General features: G+C 42.9%; 16 protein-coding genes. 4 read left to right on the top strand and 12 right to left on the bottom strand.

Translation table 11 applies throughout. The features are described 5' to 3' along the window. Nucleotides 1-112: 112 nt before the first annotated feature. The gene (gene acsA, locus ADA55_RS09045; protein ID WP_048682278.1) at nucleotides 113-1,831 is read right to left on the bottom strand and encodes an acetate--CoA ligase; all 1,719 of its coding nucleotides are present in this window, start codon (nucleotides 1,829-1,831) and stop codon (nucleotides 113-115) included. 323 nt (nucleotides 1,832-2,154) lie between these two features. Between acsA and ADA55_RS09040 the strand changes: the two genes are divergently transcribed. Genes ADA55_RS09040 through ADA55_RS09030 form a run of 3 tightly spaced genes read left to right on the top strand, consistent with a single transcriptional unit; the run spans nucleotide 2,155 to nucleotide 4,638 of the window. Then, a complete protein-coding gene (locus ADA55_RS09040) occupies nucleotides 2,155-2,787 on the top strand; it encodes a GNAT family N-acetyltransferase (RefSeq protein WP_048682275.1) in 633 nt (210 codons plus the stop codon). Between the two features lie 26 nt (nucleotides 2,788-2,813). Next, nucleotides 2,814-3,464: an acetoin utilization AcuB family protein gene (locus ADA55_RS09035; RefSeq protein ID WP_048682272.1), complete on the top strand. Its 651-nt coding sequence runs from the start codon at nucleotides 2,814-2,816 to the stop codon at nucleotides 3,462-3,464. After that, nucleotides 3,457-4,638 carry an acetoin utilization protein AcuC gene (locus ADA55_RS09030; protein WP_048682269.1) on the top strand — a complete coding sequence of 394 codons (1,182 nt, stop codon included), beginning with the start codon at nucleotides 3,457-3,459 and terminating at the stop codon, nucleotides 4,636-4,638. The genes ADA55_RS09035 and ADA55_RS09030 overlap by 8 nt, the downstream gene beginning before the upstream one ends. 85 nt (nucleotides 4,639-4,723) lie before the next feature. Here the strand turns inward: ADA55_RS09030 and ccpA are convergent, their stop codons facing one another. The 5 genes from ccpA to ADA55_RS09005 all read right to left on the bottom strand — a co-directional run bounded on the left by ccpA (nucleotide 4,724) and on the right by ADA55_RS09005 (nucleotide 9,307). After that, nucleotides 4,724-5,728 carry a catabolite control protein A gene (ccpA, locus tag ADA55_RS09025; RefSeq protein ID WP_048682265.1) on the bottom strand — a complete coding sequence of 335 codons (1,005 nt, stop codon included), beginning with the start codon at nucleotides 5,726-5,728 and terminating at the stop codon, nucleotides 4,724-4,726. Nucleotides 5,729-6,108: 380 nt separating this feature from the next. After that, complete coding sequence (locus tag ADA55_RS09020; protein ID WP_048682262.1) at nucleotides 6,109-7,185, bottom strand: bifunctional 3-deoxy-7-phosphoheptulonate synthase/chorismate mutase; 1,077 nt, start codon at nucleotides 7,183-7,185, stop codon at nucleotides 6,109-6,111. Between the two features lie 537 nt (nucleotides 7,186-7,722). Then, nucleotides 7,723-8,049, bottom strand: coding sequence for a bacillithiol system redox-active protein YtxJ (gene ytxJ, locus ADA55_RS09015; RefSeq protein ID WP_048682259.1), 327 nt, complete (start codon nucleotides 8,047-8,049; stop codon nucleotides 7,723-7,725). A gap of 128 nt (nucleotides 8,050-8,177) precedes the next feature. Further along, nucleotides 8,178-8,750 (bottom strand): YtxH domain-containing protein, encoded by a 573-nt coding sequence (locus ADA55_RS27735; RefSeq protein WP_034309249.1) that lies wholly within the window; start codon nucleotides 8,748-8,750, stop codon nucleotides 8,178-8,180. Nucleotides 8,751-8,797: 47 nt separating this feature from the next. Next, nucleotides 8,798-9,307 carry a DUF948 domain-containing protein gene (locus ADA55_RS09005; RefSeq protein ID WP_034309251.1) on the bottom strand — a complete coding sequence of 170 codons (510 nt, stop codon included), beginning with the start codon at nucleotides 9,305-9,307 and terminating at the stop codon, nucleotides 8,798-8,800. Between the two features lie 229 nt (nucleotides 9,308-9,536). On the opposite strand from ADA55_RS09005, the gene ADA55_RS09000 reads away from it, so the two are divergent. Further along, nucleotides 9,537-10,649 (top strand): aminopeptidase, encoded by a 1,113-nt coding sequence (locus ADA55_RS09000; RefSeq protein ID WP_048682256.1) that lies wholly within the window; start codon nucleotides 9,537-9,539, stop codon nucleotides 10,647-10,649. A 48-nt stretch (nucleotides 10,650-10,697) separates the two neighbouring features. Here ADA55_RS09000 and murC read toward each other — a convergent pair whose 3' ends face one another. From murC to ADA55_RS08970, 6 genes are all read right to left on the bottom strand, one after another. After that, complete coding sequence (gene murC, locus ADA55_RS08995) at nucleotides 10,698-12,002, bottom strand: UDP-N-acetylmuramate--L-alanine ligase (protein WP_034309255.1); 1,305 nt, start codon at nucleotides 12,000-12,002, stop codon at nucleotides 10,698-10,700. Nucleotides 12,003-12,286: 284 nt separating this feature from the next. Beyond that, the gene (locus ADA55_RS08990; protein ID WP_053087380.1) at nucleotides 12,287-15,112 is read right to left on the bottom strand and encodes a DNA translocase FtsK; all 2,826 of its coding nucleotides are present in this window, start codon (nucleotides 15,110-15,112) and stop codon (nucleotides 12,287-12,289) included. Nucleotides 15,113-15,536: 424 nt separating this feature from the next. Continuing rightward, the gene (locus tag ADA55_RS08985) at nucleotides 15,537-16,724 is read right to left on the bottom strand and encodes an amidohydrolase (protein ID WP_048682306.1); all 1,188 of its coding nucleotides are present in this window, start codon (nucleotides 16,722-16,724) and stop codon (nucleotides 15,537-15,539) included. Between the two features lie 317 nt (nucleotides 16,725-17,041). Continuing rightward, entirely contained in the window at nucleotides 17,042-17,848 is an 807-nt protein-coding gene (locus ADA55_RS08980; RefSeq protein WP_048682251.1) for a DUF1444 domain-containing protein, read from the bottom strand. A gap of 50 nt (nucleotides 17,849-17,898) precedes the next feature. Further along, nucleotides 17,899-18,210: a thioredoxin family protein gene (locus tag ADA55_RS08975; RefSeq protein WP_034309264.1), complete on the bottom strand. Its 312-nt coding sequence runs from the start codon at nucleotides 18,208-18,210 to the stop codon at nucleotides 17,899-17,901. A 109-nt stretch (nucleotides 18,211-18,319) separates the two neighbouring features. Continuing rightward, nucleotides 18,320-18,826 (bottom strand): hypothetical protein, encoded by a 507-nt coding sequence (locus ADA55_RS08970; RefSeq protein WP_048682248.1) that lies wholly within the window; start codon nucleotides 18,824-18,826, stop codon nucleotides 18,320-18,322. Between the last annotated feature and the right edge of the window lie 114 nt (nucleotides 18,827-18,940).

The following is an 18,940-nucleotide window of genomic DNA, read 5'->3' as shown; positions in this document are numbered from 1 at the left end:
GGCTGTCGGGTAACCCCCGACAGCCTGTTTCCTTATAATCTCCCAAAAAGGCATCCATGAAAGTGACAATGGATGCCTTTTTCATTTTCAATAATCCGTATGACTCAGTTTCTCAATCCTCCATCGATGATAAATCACCGGTTGGCAAATCAAGTTCCCAAGCTTTCAAGACACGGCGCATGATTTTACCGCTTCGTGTTTTAGGAAGTTTATCCCTGAATTCAATTTCACGAGGTGCTGCATGTGCTGCTAGACCATGTTTTACAAATGTACGAATATCCTCAATCAACTCATCGTTCGCATCGTATCCGTCACGAAGGGCGATAAACGCTTTGATAATTTCCCCCCGAACCGGATCCGGCTTACCGATGACCCCCGCTTCAGCTACAGCTGGATGCTCGACCAACTTGCTTTCCACTTCGAAAGGTCCGACCCTCTCCCCTGCCGTCATGATGACATCATCAACACGGCCTTGGAACCAGAAATATCCATCTTCATCCATATATGCGGAATCTCCGGAAACATACCAATCACCTGGCATAAAGTAAGATTCATATTTCGCTTCATTCTTCCAGACGGTCTTCATCATCGAAGGCCAGCCTTTCTTGATGGCAAGGTTCCCCATTCTATGCGGCGGAAGCTCGTTGCCTTGATCATCCACTATTGCCGCTTTCACGCCAGGAATCGGTTTACCCATCGAACCCGGTTTGATTTCCAGGCAAGGATAATTGCAGATGACCTGAGCCCCGGTCTCCGTCATCCACCATGTATCATGGATCCGGTGATTGAATACCTTCATTCCCCAACGCACCACTTCCGGGTTCAACGGTTCACCGACACTTAAAATATGGCGGAGAGTGCTTAAATCGAACCGCTTAACGATCTCGTCACCCGCGCCCATCAGCATCCTGAAGGCAGTCGGTGCACTATACCATACCGTGACACCAAAGTCCTCCAAGGTCTTGTACCAGGATTCAGGCTTGAAACGCCCGCCCACAATGACATTCGAGGTCCCTGTCAGCCAAGGTCCAAAAATCCCGTAAGACGTCCCTGTCACCCAACCAGGGTCCGCTGTGCACCAGTACACATCCTCTTCCTGCAAATCAAGGACCCATCTTGCCGTTTGATAATGCTGGATCATCGCATTATGAACATGAAGCACCCCTTTTGGTTTTCCTGTCGAACCGGAGGTATAGTGAAGAATCAAACCGTCATTCCGATCGACCCATTCAATGTCGAATTTTTTGTCGGCTTCTTTTAATTTCTTATTGAAGTGATGGTACTTTCCTTCTTCTTTTATATTTTCCCCCACCAAGAAAATATGCTTTAAATGGGGCAATTCATCCACTGGCACGCGCGGCAAAAGTTCAGGTGTCGTCACAATCACACTTGCCTCACTATCTTCAAGACGATCCCTTATGGCACCTTCCATGAAGGCTTCGAACAACGGCCCCACGACCGCTCCCGTTTTAATCGCACCCAACAATGCAAAATACAGCTCCGGGGAGCGAGGCATGAAAATGAAAACACGATCACCTTTTTCCACATTGGCAATGTTCTTGAATACATTGGCCGCTTGGTTCGTATAATCTTTCATTTCCTTGAATGTATACTTTTCATTTCTTTTATCGTCTTTGTAATAAAGGGCCACTTTATTCTTTTTGTATGTTTCGACATGGCGGTCAATGGCTTCATACGCAAGATTCACTTTACCGGTTTCAGACCAGGAGAATTCCTTTTCCGTCTCAGACCAGTCAAACTTATTGTATTTTTCATCATAATTCTTTAAATTAAAATTACCTTCCACTACTGGTAACGCTTTCACATTCATACGACAAACTCCCCCTTCATTCGGCTCTATATTTTTATTATAGTATAAGAATCGAATTATCTCAATTTTTAAAATATTAATCACTTCCATATTAGGGAAATCCCTTCTTGGTGAATGTTGAAAGATACTGGTATATGGTCATGGTCAAGGTGGATCCATATGATAGCCGGGGAAGAAGGAGCACTGTAACAAAAGCGCCTTGAACTTTCTGAATTATGCCCCTTGTTTTCATGTATAATTTATGTAAGCTTTCCATTCGGTTTAAAAGCGATGCTTCGGAATGCGAGAGTGTAAGATCACTATATAACAAGGGTGGTGAAAGAATGGAATATAGTAAGACCTTCTACACTAAGGAACTGCAGACATTAAGCGGAACGCTCATCATCGAGGGGCCGTTAAGCGGCGAGAAAATGTCCGCTTATGAGTTTCACGAAGACTTGGTCGCCTTTCGCCCCCCTGCTTTGCAGCATAAAGCGTTAATAGAGATAGCAGACTTGCCTGAGGGCAGGATCTTCATCGCCCGTGAAAATGAAACAATCGTGGGTTATGTAACTTACTTATATCCCGATCCCTTGGAGCGCTGGTCGGAAATCAAGATGGAGGACCTGATTGAGCTTGGTGCAATCGAGGTCATCCCTAAATACCGGGGTGCCTCCGTCGGGAAGAACCTGATCCGCCTTTCAATGGAAGACGATTCGGTTGAAGACTTCATCATCATCACCACTGAATACTATTGGCATTGGGATTTGAAAGGGACAGGGCTGAATATTTGGGACTATCGCAAGGTCATGGAAAAAATGATGAGCGTTGGTGGCTTGGTCTACTTTGCAACAGATGATCCTGAAATCAGTTCCCACCCGGCCAACTGCCTGATGGCCCGAATTGGCAAAAGAGTCCCGCCGGAATCCATCCAGAAGTTCGACCAATTGCGTTTTATGAATCGGTTTATGTATTAAAGAGGAGAGGAAGAGGAGGAAGGAAAATGATTGTTGAAACAATAATGAATGAGGATATCATCACCCTCACTCCAACGGATACCATCCATAGCGCTGTCTTGATCATTAGGGAGAAACGAATTCGCCATATACCCATTGTCGATGACAGCTTTCAACTTGTGGGATTAGTCAGCGACCGTGATATTCGGGATGCTGCCCCTTCTATTTTCCGTACCGAAGAATACAAAAATGATTTACAAAAACCATTATCAAGCATCATGAAAACGGAAATAATCACAGGGCACCCGCTTGATTTCGTGGAAGAAATCGGGGCTGTTTTTTGTGATAACAATATCAGCTGCCTTCCAATCGTAAAGGGCAGGAAGTTAGTGGGCATCATAACCGGTTCTGATTTACTTCATTCATACGTTGAGTTGACAGGAGTCAATCAGCCCGGTTCCCAAATCGAAATCAGAATCCCGGATAAGGCAGGTTCCCTTCATGATATTGCCCATATTTTCAAAAAGCGCAATACGAATATCCTGAGCACCCTTGTTTATCCTGAAAAAAATGGAACCGATTATAAAATTCTTGTAATTCGTGTACAGACGATGAATCCATTTATGGTGGTGGAGGATTTGAAGAAAGAAGGCTATACCGTTTTATGGCCTAGTCTACCGGGGATTTCACATGAATGATACATCCCTTTTCGTCTATTCGGATGAACTCCTTACCTACAAATTCAACGATGAGCATCCATTCAATCAAAAACGGCTTAAACTCACGCTTGATTTATTAAAAAAACACCATGCCATCAATGATGATCAAATTATCAAGCCCAGAATGGCTACCGATGCAGAATTGGAACTGATCCATGATCACCATTATGTAAACGCTGTCAGATTAGCGGGCCAGGGAAAGCTTCCCCCTGATAAGGCAGTAAATTATGGACTGGGAACAGAGGATACCCCTATCTTCCCCAAAATGCACGAAGCAAGCGCCTTGCTTGTAGGCGGTACCTTGACCGCTGTGGATGCCGTCATGACCGGTCAGTCCCTGCACGCACTTAATCTTGGCGGTGGCCTGCATCACGGTTTCCGCGGGAAAGCCTCGGGCTTTTGCATTTACAATGATAGTTCGGTCGCGATTAAATACCTGCAAAAGAAATATGGGGCGCGTGTCTTGTATGTCGATACCGATGCACATCATGGTGACGGAGTCCAATGGTCATTTTATGATGATCCCGATGTATGCACCCTATCCATTCATGAAACGGGGCGCTACTTATTTCCCGGCACCGGCACGATTAACGAGCGGGGCCAGGGAAAAGGCTACGGCTATTCATTCAACATCCCGGTCGATGCGTTCACTGAAGATGAATCCTGGCTCGAATGCTATAGGGCTTCCTTTAAAGAGGTCATTGAATACTTCAAACCGGATGTCATATTAACGCAAAACGGAGCCGATTCCCATTATTACGATCCGCTCACCCATTTATCTGCGACCATGAAGATTTTTAGGGAAATACCAAAGTTGGCCCATGAAATGGCCCATAAGTATTGCGAAGGACGCTGGATTGCAGTAGGCGGCGGCGGATATGATATATGGCGCGTCGTCCCGAGGGCTTGGGCGAGGGTCTGGCTTGAGATGACGAATAATGATATTTCAGGTCCCCTATCAAAGGAATGGCTCGATAGCTGGCAGCATGAGTCCCCTGTTCCCCTACCGACTGAATGGGATGACATGGAAGATATATACGAACCCATTCCGAGAAAGCCTGAAATTACCGAGAAGAATGCCCTGACGCTTGAAAAGGCCCTTTATCCCATCAGGTCTTCCAAGCAAACATCGAAAAGCAATGAACAAAGTTAACCAAAAGATCGTTGAAAAACGATCTTTTTTTGTTCGGTCAAGAGTAACAAAAAGAGAGTGCCCTCGGGACACTCTCCAAACCAGTTCATTTCGTTGATTGACGGTTTTCAATCCGATGCGGCAGGATCACTTTTTCAAGACCTTCCTCCACTTGTTCTTTATTCATCAACTTTGTAAGAAGCCTCATCGCAACCGCACCAATATCATATAAAGGTTGAACGATCGTCGTGATTTGCGGACGCACCATCAATGTCAATCTCGTATTATCGAAGCTGATCACTTCAAAGTCTTCCGGCACATTATACCCCTTGTCCTGTGCGGCATGGACAATACCAAGCGCCATTTCATCAGCACCGGCGATGAATGCCGTCGGCCTGTCTTCAACTTCCAGGTACTTTTCAAAAGATTCAATTCCTGAATCATATGTATAATCACCTTCAACAATATACCTTTCATCAAATGAAAGACCAGCTTCTTTCAATCCTCGTTTATATCCAGTCAATTTCATTTCATTAATCAGCGCGGAAGGGTTTCCGCTTACAAAAGCGATATGCTTGTGGCCTTTATTAGCAAAGAAGGTCACTGCGTCGAATGCCGCCGCCTCATAATCAATATTAACAGATGGAACTTGCCCGCTTTCATCCACCGAACCTGCCAGAACGATCGGAACCGGTGAATTAGTAAACTCTTTGACATGCTCATCAGAAATGTTGCCGCCCATGAATACGATACCATCCACTTGTTTTCCAAGCATCGTATTCAGCAAATGGAATTCCTTATCTATATTCTCATCAGAACTGCTTAGAATGATATTGTATTTATACATGGTGGCTATATCTTCTATGCCCCGTGCCAATTCGGCAAAAAAGATGCTCGAGATATCCGGGATGATGACCCCGACTGTAGTCGTTTTCTTTGAGGCAAGTCCCCTTGCCACTGCATTCGGACGGTACCCTAACTTTTCAATCACATCGGAAACTTTCTTCCTTGTTGCAGGCTTTACATTTGGATTCCCGTTAACTACGCGGGAAACGGTGGCCATGGAAACATTCGCCTCACGCGCCACATCATAAATGGTTATATTATTCATTCATCCATTCCTCCATTTCTTTCATTTTCCCCATAAAAGACCCGAATTATTTCGGAAAAAAATCTTTTATGCGTTTTTCTCTATAAGGAAGATTATTTTAGGAACGATCTGCCTAACAAAAAGCAGTCCTACTCTCTTCTCAGTCAAATATTCAATACCCTATTCAAGTATAAAATTCACATAGATATCACTTTATGTATGACTCAATCTTCCGAACAGTTCTCATTCTTGTTATTTATCATACGATAGTCGAATCTTTCCTGCAATCCAATAGTGCTTATTTCGAAGGTTTTTCTGCAAAAACTAGTATTTTACCATTAAAAAAAGCCCTTGCCAAGTTGGTAAGGGCCGTAAGTAGATCAATTAAAGACATTCTTAGCTTAAACAGTTACCCAGTTCAAACGTTTAATTTCATCGTAGAATTCATCAAATTGTTTGAAGTCCATTTGCTGAGCAGAATCCGATAGGGCAACGGAAGGATCCGGATGCACTTCAGCCATAACACCGTCAGCACCGATTGCAAGAGCCGCTTTAGCCGTAGGAAGCAATAGATCGCGACGTCCAGTTGAATGCGTTACATCAACCATGATCGGTAAATGTGTTTCTTGTTTTAAGATCGGTACAGCAGAGATATCAAGTGTATTTCTTGTTGCTTTTTCGTAAGTGCGGATACCGCGTTCACAAAGGATGATGTTGCCATTGCCCTGCGACATGATGTATTCCGCTGCATGAATGAACTCTTCAATCGTTGCAGCCAGTCCGCGTTTTAACAGAACAGGTTTATTTACTGCACCTGCCGCTTTTAGCAAGTCGAAGTTTTGCATGTTGCGAGCCCCGATTTGGATGACATCGATATGATCGATCGCCGCTTCAATATCATTGGCACTCACGATTTCACTGATGACAGCCAAGCCGTATTCATCAGCAACGCGTTTAAGTATTTGTAAACCTTCCAAACCAAGCCCTTGGAAGTCATATGGAGATGTACGTGGCTTAAAGGCACCGCCGCGCATCAATTTCAAACCTTTAGCTTTAATGACTTCCGCCACCGCAGCTGTCTGTTCATAAGATTCAACGGCACATGGTCCGAAAACGAAGCTAGGGATCCCGTTACCTACCAATTCACCCTTGATGTCGATGATCGTGTCTTCAGCTTTTTGTTTTCTTGATACAAGAAGCGTTTTCTTCTGATCATCTTTTTGCAGCTCCAAGCCCAATTTAAAGATTTCTTTGAAAATATGTTTAATCGAACCAAGATCAAGCGGTCCTTGATTATTGGCTTCGATAAGATCCAGCATTGTTCTTTCACGGACCGGATCGTAACGGTTTACACCTTGTTTTTCTTTAACGCGACCAATTTCCTGTACAAGTTCAGCACGTTGATTAATAAGATGTAATAACTGAAGGTTCACATCATCCAGTTGATTACGAAGTCCATCAAGCTCTTTGTTGCTCATTACAAATCCATCCCTTCGTTTTTTAAAATAGAAATCGGTTCAGCGGACTCAAACTAAAAAAAATCCCATCCGGATCCTCGAACATCCACCCCGATTGTTTTATCAATGAAAAATTTAGAATATTTCATGTATGATTAAATCAATTATAAATGAAGTGTCCATAAAAGTCACTATATTTTTCTTTAATAATTAAACGCTTTTAAGCATTAAAGTTATAAATGCATAAAACTAGGTGCCACTCATTCCAGAAAAACGATTACACAGAATATTGAAACACATCCGTTGTAGGAATTATATTGGAAATAGAACAGGAAAGCTATCATTTAATTGATCATTTTTCACAAGAGCATAGAAAAGTTTAAATTTTCTGCCACTTGCTGGGAGCCATCCAGAATTGAGCAGAGAAGCTTTGCCTAGCGAAATGAACAGGAAGGGCCACTCTAGAAAAGGTTTCCCCAGGATTAACATCCTTAGGCCCTCCAATCAATGGAATAATAAAAGGCCGGACCCCTTACCAAAGGGATCCGGCCTTCACATTCATTCTGTAATGGCCTTGCTCAATGAATCATATGTAATCCGCCAATGAGATTCATTCCAGACAGGTTTTCCACTTTTAAAAAGGATGGCCTGAGGTGATTGATGTTTGACATCAAAAGTATCTGCCACATAATTGGATAGTGGACGAGCTTCCTGGACGGCCAAATAGGCCGTTTTAAGTTGTTCGTTCCCTAAGATGTACCTCTCATATTGTTCAAATGCTTCAGCACTTACAGGGCATGTTACGCTATGCTTGAAAAGCAGGAATGTATCCTCTTTTAGAAGCTCATTGAATTGTTCTTCTGTTTCGATTTTGCTCATGACCATATAGCAGTCTCCTTTCCTTGTCATATAAATTTTACCATCAAAAAGGCGATGAAGCCATCGAAGCACTTCACCGCCTTATTCTTCGTCCCTTAATGACTCTTCATTCCCATTAAAGGAAGACAGGGGGTTTAATTCTTTAGTTTACTCTCCGTTTCATCAAATGCCTTTTTCGCTTCATCAAGTTTTAATTTTGCCGCATTCTTGTTTCCGCTTGTAGGATCTGCAGGATTATTTTCCGAATCATTGCTGTTAGCAAAGTTCGTTTCGACGGATACGATAGGAGCATCGGTAGTTCCGGTTACATCAATATCCTTATTGCTTGAATTCGTTGTATCATCAGCAGCGTCGCCGTTTTCTTTTCCTGTTTTCAGGCTCTTCACTTTGTTGACGATATTCGAAGATTTATTTGAAACGATTTCCGTGACGGAGTTTGTTTTTTCTTTTGCAGTATCAGCAAGGACTGTACCTTTTTCCATCGCCGTTTGTCTTAATCTTTCTGTTTTCTCGGAAATGTTTCTAGCTTGTTCATTGAAGTCATTCCTTAATTCCTTGCCTGTTTTCGGAGCCATGAACAAAGCTGTAGCCGCTCCGATCATCCCGCCGATCAAGGCGCCAATCATAAAGTCCTTAGAATTGATCGAGTCGCGTTCGTCCTCATATGATTTCTGATAGTCCTTTGTCGGAAATTCTTTTTGAGTCATAATACATTCCCCTTTCAATTTTCAGTTCATTTTTATTTAACTAGATTTTATGATCTAGAACGTAAAAACCTTTTTTTAGGTAAGTTATCTGTTTCCAGCGCTTCCCTTTCTAACTCTGCCCTTTCAGTCGGGGTCGGGGCTGCCTGTTTGCTCCTGGACTTCCATTTGTCCCTGATCTCCATGGCTACATTGCTCCATTGTACAATTTGTGAGATTCTTTCTTGATTATTATCAATCTCAGCCTGCACTTTATGGGAAACCTTTTGGATGGAAGAATTAAAGCTGGAGATGGATGTACCTACATCCTTCACCGCATCCACCACCGTGTTCAGGTTTTCTGACTTTTGCTGCAAATCTTCGGCCAACGTATTCGTTTTATGTAATAACTGAGTAGTTTCGAGCGTTATGCCCTGCATTTGGCTCTCTAGTCCTGTCAGCGTCCGGGCCACACTGTCCAGGGTAGTTTGAAGTGATGTCAGTACCTTCGTTAGAAAAATAACGAGTACCAAAAAAGCTATCGCTGCAACAGCAGCACTTACGTATAAAATAATCTCCATTGGAACACCTCCGAAAAAAATCGACTTATTTAATAGCTGTTAGATATTAATTACCCCTTCCCTATTATTATAAACGTATTTATTTTTTCAATATACCCTATCAAACCCTAATCTGGAAATATTGTTGTCTGCATCCAGTTCCTCCTTGAAATTCATGGGTGACACTTATGGCAGGAAATCGGGTATGATAGAAAAGATAAGTCGAATTTAAACAATGGAGGTATTTTTTATGAAAGATCCCAGAATTGGTACATTGGCCAAAAACTTAATCAATTATTCCGTGAAGCTTCAAAAAGGTGAAAAAATCTTGATCGAAAACTTTGGATTGCAGCGTGAACTTGTTAACGCACTTGTGAATGAAGCCTATGCAGCAGGTGGTTACCCATTCGTCCTATTAAAGGACCACCAAGTGGATCGGGCCTTGCTGATGGGTGCCAAAGAAGAACAGTACAAGATGATGGGTGAGTTTGAAGCAAACGTAATGAAGCAGATGGATGCTTATATCGGGCTTCGTGCCGGGGATAATATCAATGAACAATCCGATGTCCCTTCCGAGAAGATGGCGATTCATGGACAGACAGTCGGTAAAGTACATAGAAATATCCGCGTGCCAAAAACAAAATGGGTCGTACTTCGCTACCCGACAAATTCCATGGCCCAATTAGCCAAAATGAGCACAGAAGCATTCGAAGACTTTTATTTCGAAGTCTGCAACCTCGACTATGGCAAAATGAGCGCTGCAATGGACAACCTTGTCGACTTGATGGATAAAACGGATAAGGTCCGCTTAACTGGGCCCGGTACGGATCTAACCTTCTCCATCAAAGACATTAAAGCCATCAAATGTGCGGGTGAGCTGAACATTCCTGACGGTGAAGTATATACGGCTCCAGTTAAAGATTCCATCAATGGAGTGATTTCGTATAATACTCCTTCCCCATATCAGGGTTTTACTTTTGAAAACGTGAAGTTGACATTCAAGGATGGAAAAATCGTTGAAGCGGTTGCGAATGATACGGAACGCATCAACAAAATTTTTGATACTGATGAAGGCGCACGATATGTCGGTGAATTTGCAATTGGTGTAAATCCTTATATTCTACACCCGATGCAAGATATCCTCTTTGATGAAAAAATTGATGGAAGTTTTCATTTCACTCCAGGACAATGCTATGATGATGCCTTTAACGGAAACCATTCAGACATTCACTGGGACCTGGTCAATATCCAGCGGCCTGAATATGGCGGCGGGGAAATCCACTTTGATGACGTCTTGATACGTAAGGACGGACGCTTCGTTTTACCGGAACTGGAAAATTTAAATCCGGAAAATTTAAAATAACCCAATAAAAAAACGACCGATCCGCTACTAACGGATGGTCGTTTTTTTTTATTTTACCTGCAGTGAATGCTCATAGGCTGCTTGGAACTTTTGAATGTCCCCCGCACCCATGAATAACACGACACTGTTATCATGGTTTTGCAATATAGATGTTGTGTTCTCCGTAATCAGCTCGGCACCCGGAATCTTATCTTGAAGGTCTTCAATCGATAACTTTCCTTGATGTTCACGGGCAGATCCAAAAATTTCACATAAGTATACTTTGTCGGCCAAATTCAAGCTGTCGGCGAATTCATCCAGGAATGCCTGCGTTCTCGAGAAAGTATGCGGCTGGAATACAGCAACAACTTCACGCTCTGGATATTTCTGACGCGCCGAGTCAACAGTTGCAGAGATCTCGGTCGGATGGTGTGCATAATCATCAATGATGATCTGACTTCCGATTTCCTTTTCGGAGAACCGGCGTTTAACTCCGCCAAAAGTCCGCAATTGGGCTTTCACAGCTTCCGTATCCAAGTTTTCATATTTACAAAGTGCAATGACACCAAGTGCATTCAACACATTATGCTTTCCAAAAGTAGGAATAGTGAATGTATCATAGTAATTGTTCCTTACATGCACATCAAAAGTCGTGCCATCCGGAGTGACGGAAACATTTTTCGCTTGAAAATCATTTCCTTCTGCAAATCCGTAAAAAATAACCGGTACTTTCGCCTGAATATGTGGTAAATGCTCATCATCCCCGCACGCAATGATGCCTTTGTTGACTTGAAGGGCCATCGTTTGGAAAGCCTCGAACACGTCTTCGACATTAGCGTAATAATCAGGATGATCAAAATCGATATTCGTCATGATTGCATAATCCGGATAATAGGAAAGGAAATGACGGCGATATTCACATGCTTCGAAAACGAAGTAATCAGAATTCACGATTCCTTTACCCGTTCCATCCCCAATCAAGAAGGATGTCGGTTTAGCGCCCCCCATTACATGGGCAAGTAAGCCGGTCGTCGATGTTTTACCATGCGCTCCCGTAACTGCCACGCTGATGAAGTTTTTCATGAAATCACCTAGGAAACGGTGATAACGGATAATCGGCAAATCAAGTTCTTTTGCCTTCAAGATTTCCGGATGACTATCCGGAAACGCATTTCCTGCAATGATGGTCATTCCAGGTTGAATATTTTCCTCGTTGAAAGGAAGGATTTTAATCCCGGCTTTCTCTAATGCCAATTGTGTAAAAAATTCTTTTTCGTAATCGGAACCCTGCACTTCAATATTCATATCATGCAGTATTTGTGCAAGAGCACTCATACCCGACCCTTTAATTCCCACAAAATGGTAAGCAGTCATAAAGCGAACCTCCACCAATCGTCTACCTGTATGACAGTATATGACGTCATCTTTTATTTGTTTTTCCATTACGAGACTTGTTAGTAACGCAATTTCTTCATAGGTTTTCAAGCTTTTATTTTCAATCATTCATCAACAAAAAACTATTATATCACTTTTTTATTCATTCATCCATGTCAGGCAGATGCCAATTTATCAAATCATTGGCTTTTCCCTCAATTAAGGTGATAAAAAAGGGTTTTCACCCTTTCACATTATATACAATTTCCTTTTATTAGGTTCTCTTAATTAACATGTAAAAATTCCAGCTCTTCTTCCGTAATCAATACATCCCTTGGTCTTGAGCCCCTGGATTCGGAAACGACTCCCTGTTGCTCCATCATTTCTATTAGGCGCGCTGCACGGTTATATCCGACACGGAAACGCCGTTGGACGCTCGATGCAGATGCGGCCTGCTGGCTCACGACAAATTCACATGCCTCGAAAAACAGTTCATCCGCTTCTTCCGTAACCTGGGCCCTGTTCAGCAAGTCTTCCTGTTCAAACAGGTATTTCGGCTGCTGCTCCCGTTTAACATGGTTGACCACTTGATCGATTTCTTCATCACTCACGAAAGTCCCTTGCAGGCGCACCGTTTTTGAAGAGCCGTTTTCAGCGAATAACATATCCCCTCTTCCCAAAAGTTTTTCTGCACCGCCGCTATCGATGATTGTACGGGAGTCGACTTGTGAAGAAACCGAAAAAGCGATCCTTGTCGGGATATTTGCCTTGATCAATCCAGTTATGACATCGACTGAAGGTCTTTGAGTGGCTACAATCAAATGGATGCCGCAGGCACGGGCCTTTTGAGCAATCCGGCAAATCGCTTCCTCTACATCAGCCGGGGACATCATCATTAGATCAGCAAGCTCATCGATGATCACCAGGATATAAGGCAGCTTGCTTGAATATTGACCGGCTTTTTCCGCTTGTTCATTAAAGCGGGTGATATCACGTACACCGGCATGTACAAACAATTCATAGCGCCGTTCCATCTCCTCTACAGCCCATTTCAACGCAGCCGTAGCGGCTTTTACATCGGTTATGACTGGACTGACCAAATGCGGGATCCGGTTATATGGGGCGAGCTCGACCATTTTCGGATCGATCAACAGTAATTTCAGCTCCTGCGGCGTCGCTTTATACAGCAAGCTGACCAGCATGGTGTTGATACAGACACTTTTCCCCGATCCCGTTTGCCCGGCTATCAAACCATGCGGCATCTTTCTCAAATCCGTGATAATCGGCTGACCGGATATATCGAGTCCTAAAGCCACGGCAAGCGGTGATTCATGCTCTTGAAACTCAGTACTTTCCAAAACCTCACGCAAAAATACCGGTTTGCTTTTCCTGTTCGGAATCTCGATGCCGATTGTATGTTTACCCGGAATGGGCGCTTCCATCCTCATATCCTGGGCAGCAAGGCTTAATTTGATGTCATCCATCAGGTTCGTCACTTTATTCACCTTCACTCCCGGCTCCGGATGCACTTCGAAACGAGTGACTGCCGGTCCTTGGGTGACATTGACGACCTTTGCACGGACATTGAAATTTTTCAATGTCTGATCAAGTAATACAGTCTGTTCCCCGAGCCACTCATCATCATGCACAGCATAAGTGGGAGGTGTCAGCAATTCGATATTCGGAAACACATAGTATGGATTATCATCCGCTTCCACGGATTCAAAAACTTCAAGGGCATTGCCCTGGCCACTTTCCGCTGTCTCTGTTAATACGGCTTCTTGATACCCATCTCCAGAAATGGGGGATTCCTGTTCTAGAAGCGGCTTAGGGTCGGAACCAATAATGGATTCACCTGTATTTTCAGGCTCGGCGGCGGTTTCGGTGTCCAAAAAGGCAGGTGTAATGTCCAGAGTCTCCTCTTTCGGCATAACTCTGCCTTCCTCCGGCTTCCGTTCGGGAATGGCGGATGGTTCCACTTGTCCTGCCTCCATTTGGGCAGCATCATCCATAGCTCGTTTATCAGGTGAAACTACTGCCCTTTCCGGATTAAGGCTTTTTTTTTCCGGCATCATTTTATTCATGAAGCCATTTTTTTCCCGATCTTGCTTAAGCATCATCACATTAAATGGAATATGTTTTTTCGGACTTTTAGGCTGCACTTCAGGTATTGCCTCAGATGAGTCACTTTCAGGCATTGTCCCTTGACTAACGGATGGTTGAATTGATTGTACAGCTGCCTCCCCATGAACCGATATCGCTTCAGGCCGTGTGTCGTCCGCCTGTTCCATGATGGATACAGCGACTTCGCGTCCAAAATCGACTTGGTCCTGTTCAATGGCCTCTTTTTCTACCTCAGGCTCAATGATGTTAGGCTCGCTTACCGCTTCTTCTGGCAATGACTCAATGGAATTTCTACGAAAGAAAGCGGGTATCTCCGTATCTTCCCTTTTTTTTTCCGCTTGTTCCGGTATAAGAATGGCGGGTTCTTCCGTCATTTCCTCATGTGACGCATCTTTTGAGATTTCAGGGATCGATACCGGAATCTCGATAGCGGGTTCTTCCTTTTTAAGGATGGGCATTTTGCTTTCCAATTCATATTCGACAATTTCTTCAGAAGGGACTATTTTTTTTTCCGGACGACGGAACCCGTAAATGGGTGATGGGATTTCCGTTGGGCGGAATGGAGTATTTGACGGGACTATTTTTGAAGTTTCCTCCCGGTCAAAGCTTCTCCGTTTTGGTTCAGGATCCCTTACAGGCCTTCTCGTTGTTTCTTTAGTCACATTCTTCCCCTGTTTGGGTTCGTTGTCTTCCCTGTTTCTTTCCCTAGGTTTTCTTTTATTCTGCTCCCGGTCTGGAATGAGCGGAAACTTGAACTGGCCTTTTGGATATTGAAACAGGATTTTCGTATCCGGGTCTGGCGTCTGGGACATTTTTTCCACTTTTTGATTGTAAACCTTTATTTCTTCTTTCTTTGACTTCGTAAGCTTCGAAAAATCCATTTTCCTCAATGTCTCTTCATCAAGCGGTTCATCTATAATAATCTCTTCGATTTCAATAATTTCCTCTGCTTGGAACCATTTTTTCATCTTATTTAGCCATTTCAAAACTATCACTCTTTCTACATCTGTAGTTATGTAACTAATTCTACCAGTTATTTTAAAAATATCGAGAAAATTTAAGCTAAATTGGATTAGTATCTACTTTTTTATCGCATTCTTACTACCTAAACGTATTTCGCATAACTCCTACCCTATTAAACCCCTTCCGGAATGGGTTTAAACCTATCATCGCGAAATAACATTAGCCCCTAGTCTACTATTTAAATAAAACACAGCTATTAAATCGCGTTTACAAAGAGATTAAGTTTTCATGCTGACTTGAAAACAGACTGGCCAATTCATTGCATCATCCTTCATGAAACCTCCGGCAGAATCCAAATGCCTGTCGCAACCCATAAAACACCGTTCGTTAATACCGAACGGTGTTTTGTGGGTTTCTCCGTTTTTTTTGCAAACAAAGACCAAGGGACTAGTTCCATTCATAAAAACGGCAAACAACCTGCGCCACTGATTTGGAAGCGATCAAAAGGGCATCTTCATCAATATCGAATTTAGGATGGTGATTGAAATAAGCCTTCTCCACCCCTTTCGGTTTACAGCCAATGTAAAAGAAGCAGCCTGGTATCTTTTCTGCATAATACGAAAAATCTTCTGAACCTGAAAAAACCGGAAATTCGACAACCTTCTTGATCTCTTTGTCATTCATGCTTTCCAGGCTATTCTTCACGAATTCAGTCAGTTCAGGGTCATTATATAGCGGAGGATAATCGGGCACATATGTAAGTTCGCACTGAACATCGAATTCCGTTTCTATCCCTTTGACGATCCGGTGGATTTCCTTATCGATCAGCTGTTGGGTTTCAGCTGTCATATAACGGACATCCCCTTCAATTTCTATACGATCTTTAATGACATTAAAGCTTCCTTTTCCATCGAAGGAGCCAATTGTGACCACGCCCATATCAAAAGGGTTCAAGCGACGGCTGATTACGGTTTGTACGGCTGTCACGAAATGGGCCCCTGCCACAATTGCATCATTCGCCATATGCGGGGAGGAACCATGACCGCCCACACCCTTTATCGCAAGTTTGAAATAGGTCCGTCCAGCCATCGAATAGCCGCCGCGATACCCGACAACCCCTGCTGGATGCGACGGAAATAAATGGATTCCAAAAACAGCATCCAGTTCATCCAAAGCCCCTGATTCCATCATGCTTTTTGCTCCGCCTGGGGGTGTCTCTTCTGCATGTTGATGGATTATTTTAATCGTACCTGATAGGGAGTCTTTCAGCTCATTGATGCAGTCTGCCAGTACCAATAAATAAGCGGTATGCCCATCGTGTCCGCAGGCATGCATGACACCTTCATTTTTTGAACGGAACGGGACCTCCGCTTCTTCTGTAATCGGTAATGCATCGAAATCGGCACGGAGACCTATCGTTTTCCCAGGTTTTCCGCCTTCGATCGTTACGATGATCCCTAAACCATTTCCTACATTCGTTTGTATCGACACATCTTTCCCCTTATAAAAATCAATGATATATTGTGCCGTTTTCTCTTCTTTGAAGGATAGTTCCGGATTTTCGTGTAAATGACGGCGGATTTGAACGATTTCCCCTTTACGGGCTTCCAGCATGTTCATTAATTTGCTTTTCACGTTCACGATTATTCTCCCCCTTGGTCAGGTGTGCCTTTCGTGGACATTTATACATCAAGCCCCGTTGAATAACAGCGTAATTCGTTACTCTATATTGGACGATAAAACGGACAGAGGGTTTAGCTCCAAAGGATATTTTTGGTACTTGCTCCTTGGCGCCTCAATCTCGTTCTATTTTTTATCCATATTTTCAAAATATTACAATTATATTATCACCGATTAAAAAATAAATATCAACTACAAGAGAATTATAAACTCTATCAAACTTAAAAGGACCGCTGCCAGATGCTGACACGGTCCTTTTGTGATTCTCTATATTATTGTTCACGCTTTTTGTTTTTACCCATAATGAAGATGGGCTCCAACTCATTTTCTTCGTAAAGGAATGATAGAGCCGTTATCGGAACATGACCGCTGGCAAAGAAGCTCATCGCCATTTGCGCCAGAATATCATAGCCCGTATCATTCTTCACATCGGCAATGATGATGACATCCTGATGGGGAATGGCCACAGCCATGGTTCCCTCGATCTTGTCCTTCATTTCCCGAAGCCATGATTCATTCAGGATCCTGCTGGCATCATATCCATCATTCGTGTTCAAAAAATAAAATGCATTACCTGCAACGATATCCGACTTCATTTCAGTGGAGAGGGAACGGGCATTAAAAAGGGCAATTTCACGGATCCTGTCACCCTGCCAATTTTCCCGTTGAATCATCTTTTCATCTATAAGACGGTAGGTTTTACCTAAATCAAGGGCATAAAAAATCCGGGTTTCAGCTGTATGCTCATCGAATAAAAACGGATTTCCGTCTTCCGATTCCATTGGAAAGGAGGTCGAGCGGATGACTGGGAAAATGAATTTCTCCTTGCCTTCCATGCTGTGTTCTTCCCCCATTACATTCAGGGCCTCTTCCACGTAATAAATAATTTCATCGATGGCCTTTTCCTGTACGTTTTCATAGTTAGCAAGTACAGGAGGCAACTCGATGGTGATCCCTTTCCCGGTCTTCACATTTTCCACCCGTAACGTATCTTGCTTGCTATCGAATTTGAATGTCCGACCCTCATCCTTTAAACGTTCCTTCAAAATATTTTTCAGCTTCGTGCTGTCCATTTTCATGACTGACCCTCCTCTTCATTGAAAAATCCCCAGCGAGAAGGGGATTTTGATTATAGTGATTGAATGAATTCCTCAATTTGTTCTTGCGTTTTGCGATCCTTGCTTACGAATCTGCCTAGCTCTTTACCATTATCATAGGCGATGAAACTTGGTATACCGAATACATCATTAGCCGCACACACATCGATGAATTCATCACGGTCCACATAAATGAATGTAAAGTCAGGAAATTTCGTTTCTATCTCCGGCATTATCGGTTCGATTACACGGCAATCTCCACACCATGTAGCGGAAAAAAGAAAGATATGTTTGCCTTCATTTTTCAATGCATCATATTGCTCGACGGTTTGTAATTTTTCCATTTGAATATTCCTCCTGCTCTAAATGACACCTTAGTTTTTATAATCCCATCATACCAGACTCTCCGCGAATCAACCATTAATACGGATTGGTCGAAAGGCAGGGGTCAGCTTATTTCTGAGGCACGGATGAAACGATTTCCATCATTTGTTTTGCATCGGTTTTTAATTGGTCTTTATCCGTTTCCGTTGTCAGCTTCACCCCGCCGATCCCCACTGCAAGCTCATACTTTTCTTTCGGTATTTCTTTAATTGAAATAAAGCCGAATTTATCATCAGTTTGAAAAGAATGCAGCACTTCAAATTGATCCTCTTGTTCCTTAATCGCCAAATATAACACGGAGCTGTCTTCTTTTTCATTTGGATTGACAAATAATATATAAATCTGATCACCTTTTTGTAAAATCAAGTTATTATCATGTTCTTCCACTACTTTAAAATCCTTTGGCAGATGGACCTGAATTAGCCCTGCCTCTTGATTGGGCTGTTTTTCATCGTCACGAAAAGCCACTTCAGCAGCCTTCATTGCCTTTTCGGTTTGTCTCTCGATCCCTGAGCAGCCTACGATCAAACTGCTTATCAACAGGATAACAAGGAAATTCTTATTCGATAAAGCCATCGTCATTCCTCCAGCCGTCTCTTTTACTACCTTATGGATAATATTATCCTTATTTATGGAATTCATCCATTTTCTAAAAAACATGGTACAATGAAAGCAATTTTAATATCGAGG

Origin of the sequence: Bacillus sp. 220_BSPC, from assembly GCF_001054655.1 — a bacterium.
In the GTDB taxonomy this organism is placed as follows: Bacteria; Bacillota; Bacilli; order Bacillales; family DSM-1321; genus Peribacillus; species Peribacillus frigoritolerans.
The sequence above is the reverse complement of the archived record's forward strand: the minus strand, read 5'-3'. Positions and strand labels throughout refer to the sequence as shown.